Source organism: Microcoleus sp. PH2017_12_PCY_D_A, from assembly GCF_020738565.1.
Classification (GTDB): Bacteria; Cyanobacteriota; Cyanobacteriia; order Cyanobacteriales; family Microcoleaceae; genus Microcoleus.
On sequence record NZ_JAEQCI010000170.1, the window covers coordinates 1 to 9,279 of the forward strand.

Genomic DNA, 9,279 nt, shown 5'->3' on the forward strand with positions numbered 1-9,279 from the left:
GTAAGGCTAACACTGCATAATTTCAGCCCAAAAGCGTTTGGCTTCCAAGTTTTCACAACTGATAAAAAAATCCGACCCACATCTGCGGAATGTGGGTTAAATCACTCCAACGCTCGGATTGTTCGGGAGTTCTCAGGTTAGGCAATGTCCAGTGTAGTCGTTGCTTGGCAAACCTATACCAATGATCTACTCCAAAACGTCGTAAATATTTGAACCAGACTGTTTCTAGAGGGAGAGTTCGTTCTCCCACCCAAGCCAACCATAAGGGTGGAAATGGCTGACCATTTGACATGAGCTTCATTCTTGCGACGAGGATTAAATTGACTCTCTGTCCAGGCGCACGATAAAAATGTAAGTCTAGCCATTGAGTGACTCGGACTTGTCCCAAATCTGGATGTTCGTCAATTTCAATCACAGTATCCGCTTGGAGCCATGTGGTTGGGTCGTTGAGTCTCATTTTCTGCCCGTGCTTGCGTGGTCTGCCGCGACCACTATATGCTGGTGGTTCTGACCACTCTTCAGGCATTCTTTCGGACTCTCATTAAACAATCAGCTTGAATATCTGCTTGCGCCAGTACCCAATTTGCATTGCCATATTCTCGATCTAAAACTGCTAAGACTGGATTGATGCTCTGTTCACAAACAAGTTTGAGTTGGGAAGCTGCTTTTTCTATTGGTGAAGACCAACTACTAATTCGTTCATGTAGTAGGGGTAATGCCCAACTTCCTTCTGCTTCGGGTATCCACGCAATTGTACTGTACCCCTGTCCAATAATTACGCCTTTGTGATATTCATGGGTTCTGTCTTGTAATGTTTTGGCATCTGGTCTGCCCCATGCAGTATGATCGATTGCCACTAAAACGTGTTCCGTTGAGGGTGCTTCCTTCTGTAATTGCTCCAGATACAGCAGCATCAGTTTTTTCCGGTCTGGTCTACAGTCTTGCAATGCCTCGTAGACGCTTGGCCATTGACGATGGAATAATGGATTGAGCGAAAATTCCGCCAAACAGGCTGCATTCCTGGTGGTCATCACTGCATCCATCAGCTCGAATGTTGCATCCTTGCCTCGTACTAATAACTCGTATGCTTCTTGACGAAAGTCCTTTAATCGTTCACTGTTCATTTAAGGAGTGGATAGGTTTTTATTTTTCACCCTCATTCTCTCCTTAACGGTGGCTCTAGTTCTTCTTGGGCCACCGTTCTCATCTTTAGTTAGTCTAAACTACAGTTAATTAATTCCTCGCCTCTATTGCTATAAAAGTAGTTTTTGGTGTATATTTAATTAGGCAGTTACAACAATTGAGCTGCGAACAATACTACGCAATACCCAATACTTCCAAAGGAGATATCTGAATCATGTGTACGAGAATTCTCTACGTAGATCGACAAATAAATCCATTAATATATGACCCGAACGCGCCTAGTCCCAACGTTGTGACGGGTCGCAACATGGACTGGGCAACCCCGCTTGAAAGCGAGATTTGGGCATTTCCAGCAAATATGGAGCGCCAGGGGGGAACATACAATAATAATGGTGATAGTTCCTTTACGTGGACATCTAAGTACGGCAGCGTAATTACCTCCGCCTTAGACGCTTGCACTACCGACGGTATCAACACTCAGGGTTTGGTTGCCAATTTGCTGTTCCTGGTAGAATCGGACTACGAACGAGGGGACGGGGAAGAACAATTGCCAAAAATGTCAACTGCGGCATGGGCGCAGTATTTCCTCGATAGTTTTGCCACGGTCAAAGAGGCGGTTGTAGCGATGGAACCAGACAATTTGTTCGAGGTGGACGCGCCCGTCATACCGGACGGCAGCAATAAGAAAAGTACAGTTCACCTGTCAATTTCCGACGCAACTGGCGATTCCGCAATTTTCGAGTACGTAGGCGGCAAGCTACAAATCCACCACGGTAAAGATTATATCGTGATGACCAATTCTCCGACCTACGACAAACAACTGGCAATCAACGAATACTGGGAAAAAAAGGATGGCATGATCGTGCTGCCGGGCACTAACAACGCCTCCGATCGATTTGCCCGTTGCTCGTTTTACCTATCGGCAGTCCCGCGCGATCATATCAACGATGTACGCACAGCTATTGCAACCACCTTTAGCATAATTCGCAATGCCGCCGTGCCGATCGGGATCGCAGACCCCGAAAAGCCCAATCTTGCCTCCACACTTTGGAGCACCGTTTCCGACCACAAGAACCTCGTTTATTACTACGCAAACACCCGCAGTGCGAGTGTCTGTTGGATCGACCTCAAGGAATTAGACCTTGGCGAAGGCTCGGGAGTGCGGAAGATCGATATGCTCGAAGAAGTGAATACTCTCGAATGGTCGGAAAAACCCAAAAAGCCGGTAATAATCGAAAAGTGGGAGCTGGGCGGCGACCTCACCGAAAAGTTTGTACGGGCCGTTCCGTTTGAATTCTTGCCTCACGCTTAAGTGCCAACGCGATCGGGTCAGGTATAGCCTTTCTGGGATAGATGAGGTATGCCAGATTCTAGGTACATCAAGGTTTTCAACCTTTGATACCTCATCTTCGAGAGCGATCGCCGAGCCAAAGCTTCTGGATCGGCTTTGACAAGGCGATCGCCGTACCAGCAAGGGTCGAGGTTCAATTCCCGTTATCAATGTTCTTACAGGACGGCTTGAGAAAGTTCTTTTCCAGAGCAGCCGCAGGGAACATAATTCCAGGCTTCTTAGTAGGATGGTTCAGCGTATTGAATATCCGATCCCAAAATCCTTGAATGCCGTAGTTTCCCTTAAAGCGAGAGTGGTGGAGATCGTGAAAATCTGAGTCAATGAAAAATATTGACAGAGAGCTGTGACCTTCTAAATTGTAAGCATTGCCGATCGCAGTCCAGGCGCACAATTGAGTAATATCGTATCCGAATACAAAAACAGGCAAAACGTCCGCAATGGTGACAATGGCATATTCAAGCAGGCTTTTATGACCGGCTACAAAACTGGATGAATCCAAGAATTCGTGATGTTTGAGATGTATATCCTGCAAGAACTTTTGATGAAAGAGCCTATGGGTAACGTAAAAGCAGAAATCCGCCACAATTATTCTGGCGAAGAACCATCCAAAATTTAAGAGCCAGCTATTTCCCCGATGAACTTCGGGAGCTAGGTAGAGAATAATCGCTGCTGCTGCCAAACTTTTAATTTCTCCGACTAGGATTCCTTTAGCAGTAAATTCAGGGAACGGCTGTTCTCTCACTTTCTTGACTCTGACATTGAATCTTTCTCGCCAGGTCTGGTTAGTTTTAAGAACTTTTTCAATAAAAATACCGATGCTGTAGAATGAAACCGACCCAATCAGCCAGTACAGCAAAACCTCGGCTGTAAAGTCGAAATGGAATTTGTTCGAGAGCCAATAAATTAACTGCTGGACTAGGGTACAAGCAACAGCTACTTTGATAAAAAACTCTATTTCAAAAAATAAATTAAATAGTTTGACTGTTAATTTATCCTTAGAAGTTACAGTTGTTTCAGGGCGATTATTGAGTGGACTTGGGGTGTGAAAACCTGGACTTAGCATTGTTTTATTTTTCAGGTTTAGTTATCTGGACACCAGGATAAATCATCTAGTTTAGGAAGAACAATTAATCGCTAAAAGCCTTAGTATACCGCAATACGGTTTACTTAACACTTTTTATGCCCTGGAGATCCCCCTAAACCCCCCTCCCGGGGGACTTAAGAGCTTTCTTGTCCCCCCCTTTTTTAAGGGGGGTTAGGGGGGATCTGCCTTAAGTAAACCGTATTGTAATATACCGTTCCTAATAACTGACATTAAGCACAAAAATTTATCACCAATAAATTCTTATTGAGAATGCTGTCATATCTAAATTCCACTTTAAGGAGAACTAGAGGTTTCAAATATTTTTTGGTAAGTAGATGCATTTACCCTGCGTTCGCACCTTGGTGATTGAATTTACCAATCACGAAGTCAAGCAATATAATATTGTCCATCTTTTAAAAAGATCTCATGTTTGCTCCACTTCGTCAACCTGCTTTTTTCAAGAATTTTAAGGTTGAGCAAGGGGGCTACGGGATTGTGTAGAATGAAGATATCGATTTGAGTGAGTATGAGCTTTGGAAAAATGGCATAACAGTAGCAGAAGGTGTAGGCGTGACCCGTCGCAGACATCCCTCAGTTAAGATGTAAGATGGCAACTGGGTTTTTCTATTGTTCGTAAGTGCGATCGGCTTCGCTGCGGCCGTTGGCGATCGCACTAAAAAATAGGATCGGCATTCTTTAAATAAAAGGCGATCGCCCTTCTCCCTACAAAAAAGGCGATCTCCTACTTTGAATTTCAAAATGGGGTTAATACTCTATTTATTTCAAAATGAGAATTGCTGTGTGCGGACAGCCTGATAGATTCTACTCAAATCGATTTCTATTCTTCAATTAGCGGCCGAGAGGATAGGGGACAAGAATCAGTACGACAACAAGAGTAATTAGTTTCTGAAAAAGCCGTGGGATATTCATTAACGTTCTCCTGAATAAAAAGTCAAGAACAAAAAAGATAAGGTTTTTAGGCGATGAAACTCAATTCCTTATTATGGCGATGTCTACGATGGACTACACCCACACCCTTTATAAAAAAGCGATCGCATTATGGGAATGAGATCGCTCTAAAACTTCAGTTAGTAGTGGTGCCTTACATTTAATTAAGACACCCTATAATAAGGGCTTGTGCAGAATTAATTACACGCTACAATGTCATCGTGAGGCTTCCAAAATACTTGCATTTGCTATATTCCGTTTCGCTTCATTAGTATGAAATTGTGCAATTAATTTTGTCTAGCTACTTATCTTCTGTTCTTCTATGGACAGACAGCAAATGGAACACTCTTAGGTTCAGTCTCACCCTTTGATTGCAAAGATGGCCCCTCAATAGTAATTTGAGCTACCGAAGACCCAGACTGGCTTACGCCCGATATAAGGTAACGGTTATTTCCAGGAACTACAGGAGGAACTTGAGTTGCATACATGTTAACCTTCTTCCAACAGACGCCACCAGGTCCGGTAGATTTAGAATACGATTGGACTACGTAACCTTCCTCCAACGATGGTAAGTTCTTCTGATCAAGACATTTGGATTGCCACTCCGAACCTGCGCCTTGCTGGTAGAAGTTATTGCAAAAAAGGACATTTTCCCCTTGGGTTGATGTTGCTTTAGAGAAAACAGTACCGGTTTCAAGAGAAGTAAAATACTGGATAGATGTGCTTAAAGCTGGCGCGCCTGGAGCAAGTCCGGGAGCGGAAAAAAGGATGGCTGCTGAGGCAGACGGAGCCGCAAGCCCAAAGGTAACAGCTACTAGGGCAACGAGAGCAATTAGTTTCTGAAAAACCTGTGTAATTTTCACTACATTCTCCTAAAGAAAAAGTCAAGAACAAAACAACTGTGGAAATTAGACACGTAGTTTCTCTTCCCACATTTATTAGACGTTTCCCGACCCCAATTTGGGAATTTTTCGAGTTACAGGCAAATTTTCTCCCCAAAAATCCCCCCTCAACCCCCAGATTCCTTACCACCTCAAAGTAGCACTATCGCCTGAACATACTCCGTAAGTTCGTTCTGGTTGGGGATAATTTTTGCAATCAATTCCTTTGTTTCCATTGTTAGCAGGAACACCGTCATAAAGCTAATTTTGCAGTCAGTTTCCCAACTATTAATACTAATAACGGTGAAAGCCCGGAACTGGTACAGGCGGAATCACGCCTTTAATATTGGCTTAATGTATAGTCAATACTGTGAATGGTTATTTTTGTCCCAAACGGCGGGTAGGCATTAGGATTTCCCCGCATAAAGATTTCACCAATTCTAGTAGCAGCTTCACGGTAAAAATCTTCTTGATGCTTATTATACCAAGGATCGTCGTGGGGGTTGGGAGTAAGTAAATACTCATGCCTATCTTTGGCAACTCCAAGTCGCCATATTGCAATTCCACGATTTTTACCATAGTCTAGTTCTGCATATTCAAATTTGGTTCCCCCTACCGTTACACTGCCTTTTATTGTGGCCATACATTTATTTCCTTTAGGCTCATCAACTAATTTGTATAAGCAAAATTACCAAAAGTAATAGTTTTTCAGATTTAATTAAGGTTTGGGCATAACTCCCAGGACTTGAAACCATGACCAACATCACCGCCAAACTCCTTGAAGCTGTCTGCGATCTGCTCTTGTGAGTGCGAATCCGAAACTATTTTCGAGGTTGTCCACTCTTCAAGGAGATAGCCAACCTCGAAATAAAGAGCAAAGTTGCTGCAACTCACTGGTCATCCCCCTAGCATCTTGGTGCTGGTGGTGAGTGTTGACAAGCTGACGGGGTGATTCACCAAAAATTTGGCACGCCTGCGTTCCTCCTGCCTGGTATATTAAAATACGACGCTCATTCTTAAATATGCCAATGTCACTAACTTCCGATTTTTTAGCCGATTTCAAAACGTTTATGAGACTTCAAGCCATCTTGATTCCGTCTCAGATTCCAGCACGCAATGGCAATTTCCAATTCATTGCACAGGGACTCCATGCTGCACTTGTTCAAACCGCTGCGGCTGGAACAAATATCCCAGGCTACTATGTGCATCCAGTCGCCAATAACAACAATATTTACGCTTTGCCAACCCAGCAAAAAGGTACGTATTATATGATTACTGATGGTATGAATGGCTGTCAGTTTCTTGCTTATGGACCTGACCGCCAGCATATTACTGTAGAACACAACAACTTCATAAATGACCCCGCGAACTACGATGTTCGTCTAAAGCAAATTCAACAACAGAATCCTAAGTACCTCTTTCATATCAGTGCTGGTTCCAAGGATCAGATCGCTAATGGCATTTACGATCGCGCACATGGAATTAATATTGTTGGAGAATATACCATTATAAATGGGTGGCGCTTTTGGGTGCGCGATCGTGTCGATCAAAATCAAGGGCAAGTCTATGACCCATTTTAGCCGCGAAGATTGATAGCCTAACCCGGTGCTGAACCGGACTCGATTAAGCTTCGATCCACTCTGCTCGATCGTGCCGGTTAGCTTGATTGTTGTGCGACAATGTCCTGTTCCACATACCGTATATTTGGGCTGCTTGACCAAGGATATGCTATACGAAAGCATGGCTAAATTCTGTATCGATGTGTTAGGAAAGCAGATAAGTTCCTATGAAAGCCTGCGCCTTGTTGTGGTTATTTCTTTACAATGACAATTGTTATCGGTTTTACCCCGTCAGGAGAAACAAGGTGAGAATTATCTTTCCAAGTAGTGTGAAAGGTTTTCCCCTTGCTGCTATCAGCAAGATAGTAGATGTGGTAAGTTCCCGTTTCTGTACGTTTTTTGGCGTTTTGATCTGTTGCAAAGACTTCTAGTGTTAGTTGGGATGTATTGTCTGTTGCAATTACAGCCCCTGCATGGTAAGGGTAAACAGTCTTTTCGCTTAACGAAACAATTACATAAGCCTCTCCCTGTACCGGATCAGCTTTCTCATCGGCGTAATTGGGGTATAATCTTTTGTACTCTGTAGTAGCTTGAATATTGTCCGCTTGGGAATTGCCAAAATTTTGGTTTATCCGCTTCACCTTGCTACGAACAGTCCCCGGAATAGAAAGGGGATACTGATTGTTAATCAGATCTTCTGCTGTTTCAAGACAATCTTTAAAGTATTTGTGATCGCTTTTTGCTAAGTAAAAGGTTGTTCGGGTTGGCTTGCCTGGCACACTGAATTTCTTTTGAGTGTTGGCATCAACTGTATGAGCCCTAACAATCGCAGAAGTTTGGCTAGCATATAGCTTGCCATCATCATCAATGACAAAGTTAAATCCATCAGTAAATTCTGGCATATTTTTCTGGCTCCTAGTGCGTATTGGGTACTTTAAAATTGAAAAATGCTGCTAAATATCGGCATCCTGTAAATAAAAGGCGATCGCCCTTCTCCCCACAAAAAAGCGATTGCATCTTCAACAAAGTAAAAAAGGCGATCGCACTCCCCAATCTCCCATAAAAAAGCGATAGCTGTATGCGTTTAGTGAACTCAACGTACTTTCATAAGCCTCGATCGCTCCCAACGTCAAGTTGTCAACTAAGGGATAAAAATTGAAGAGCGATCGCCACTTTTATTTAGGCGATCACTCTTCGGCTTATGGCATTGTGGACATCGCACCGAAAATTGAGAAGGTGCGTTACGAAGAGAGCGATCGCACTGACATTTCTGGCAGTTTAACTAACCACTTGGCATGCTACCCAGTATATTACTCCACGCTCAGGTAGCATATCAAACATAGATCCAAGGGAAAGAGGACTGTCTTCTTTATATTTCGATAAATCAATTATGGGCTTCTCTGTTGAGATTGCACCCACCTTAAAGATGCCAGAATTCCATTTGAGTTCTGGGTAATACCAACATGAATAGTTGTAGGCAGCTTGTCCTTGTGATACCGACTTAACAATCTTACTTTTAACCGATTTCTCATCTCCAGCAAGTAAGTGATTATAAATAGGCCAAGCCGCTTCGTTAGTAAGAATTTCTCCGTCATTAACAAAGAAATTTACGGTGAAACCATCTGGAGGAAAAACTTTGTGCGTAGGTGAAGCCCACCGACCACCATGTCCTGATACGATGTAGTTCATAAAAAATCCTTCGTTGTGGGAAACTCCGTGTCTTTAGACCGGAGAGTAACACGCGGTAGTGGTTTTCACCACCTACCTATGAGCGGGGTGGAGGGGTATGGTTGCCCCTCCTTCGCAGTGCGTAGTATTTTCTAGAATAAGTTGTGTCGGTTAATAATTGCCGTTATCGCCCCCAACGTCAAATGGTCAACTCAGGGATGAAAATTGATAAGCGATCGCCAGTTTTATTTAGGTGATCGCATGTAAAAAAAGCGATCGCCCATCTCCCCACAAAAAAGCGATGCCTCTGGGGGGCGTTGCCATCGCACTTTCTGAATAAAGAAAAGCGATCACTCTCCCGTAAATACATCAAACAAAAAGCGATGTCTACGACGGGCTACGCCTACGCATTACAAGATCCGTAATCGCAATAAAACATAGATTGGGTTAGCAACAGCGTAACCCACCCACTTGAATGATAATGATACGGATGGTGCGTTAACGAAGTGTAACGCACCCTACAAGATCAGGCGATCGCACTGTACCTTATAACCCACATTCCGCAGATATTCGATCGGATTTAATTTCAAAAGAATTCAGAATTCTCAAAACCTCAAATAATTGCTCTGCAATCATTTGAGGCTT

10 protein-coding genes are annotated in these 9,279 nt (G+C 43.3%); 2 read left to right on the forward strand and 8 right to left on the reverse strand.

Going from position 1 to position 9,279, the window contains the following annotated elements; all coding sequences use genetic code 11:
• Positions 1 to 52: 52 nt before the first annotated feature.
• Entirely contained in the window at positions 53 to 526 is a 474-nt protein-coding gene (locus tag JGK39_RS30860; protein ID WP_293298629.1) for a hypothetical protein, read from the reverse strand.
• Positions 519 to 1,124, reverse strand: a complete 606-nt coding sequence (locus JGK39_RS30865; protein WP_293298632.1) for a hypothetical protein — start codon at positions 1,122 to 1,124, stop codon at positions 519 to 521. Before JGK39_RS30865 ends, JGK39_RS30860 begins: the two co-directional genes overlap by 8 nt.
• A 233-nt stretch (positions 1,125 to 1,357) precedes the next feature.
• Here JGK39_RS30865 and JGK39_RS30870 point away from each other — a divergent pair, with 233 nt between their 5' ends.
• The gene (locus JGK39_RS30870) at positions 1,358 to 2,455 is read left to right on the forward strand and encodes a linear amide C-N hydrolase (protein ID WP_293298635.1); all 1,098 of its coding nucleotides are present in this window, start codon (positions 1,358 to 1,360) and stop codon (positions 2,453 to 2,455) included.
• A 17-nt stretch (positions 2,456 to 2,472) separates the two neighbouring features.
• Here the strand turns inward: JGK39_RS30870 and JGK39_RS30875 are convergent, their stop codons facing one another.
• The 4 genes from JGK39_RS30875 to JGK39_RS30890 form a co-directional block, all read right to left on the reverse strand.
• Positions 2,473 to 2,631 (reverse strand): hypothetical protein, encoded by a 159-nt coding sequence (locus tag JGK39_RS30875; RefSeq protein ID WP_293184606.1) that lies wholly within the window; start codon positions 2,629 to 2,631, stop codon positions 2,473 to 2,475.
• Entirely contained in the window at positions 2,628 to 3,557 is a 930-nt protein-coding gene (locus JGK39_RS30880) for a sterol desaturase family protein (protein WP_293298638.1), read from the reverse strand. The genes JGK39_RS30875 and JGK39_RS30880 overlap by 4 nt, the downstream gene beginning before the upstream one ends.
• Positions 3,558 to 4,846: 1,289 nt before the next feature.
• A complete protein-coding gene (locus tag JGK39_RS30885) occupies positions 4,847 to 5,389 on the reverse strand; it encodes a hypothetical protein (RefSeq protein WP_293298641.1) in 543 nt (180 codons plus the stop codon).
• Positions 5,390 to 5,747: 358 nt separating this feature from the next.
• A complete protein-coding gene (locus JGK39_RS30890; protein WP_293298644.1) occupies positions 5,748 to 6,050 on the reverse strand; it encodes a hypothetical protein in 303 nt (100 codons plus the stop codon).
• Between the two features lie 385 nt (positions 6,051 to 6,435).
• On the opposite strand from JGK39_RS30890, the gene JGK39_RS30895 reads away from it, so the two are divergent.
• Entirely contained in the window at positions 6,436 to 6,987 is a 552-nt protein-coding gene (locus tag JGK39_RS30895; RefSeq protein ID WP_293298647.1) for a hypothetical protein, read from the forward strand.
• Positions 6,988 to 7,217: 230 nt separating this feature from the next.
• Here JGK39_RS30895 and JGK39_RS30900 read toward each other — a convergent pair whose 3' ends face one another.
• Together JGK39_RS30900 and JGK39_RS30905 are read right to left on the reverse strand one after the other, a co-directional pair.
• On the reverse strand, positions 7,218 to 7,868 hold the full coding sequence (locus tag JGK39_RS30900) for a hypothetical protein (RefSeq protein WP_293298650.1): 651 nt from the start codon (positions 7,866 to 7,868) through the stop codon (positions 7,218 to 7,220).
• Positions 7,869 to 8,244: 376 nt separating this feature from the next.
• Complete coding sequence (locus JGK39_RS30905) at positions 8,245 to 8,655, reverse strand: putative adhesin (protein ID WP_293298653.1); 411 nt, start codon at positions 8,653 to 8,655, stop codon at positions 8,245 to 8,247.
• Positions 8,656 to 9,279: the final 624 nt, after the last annotated feature.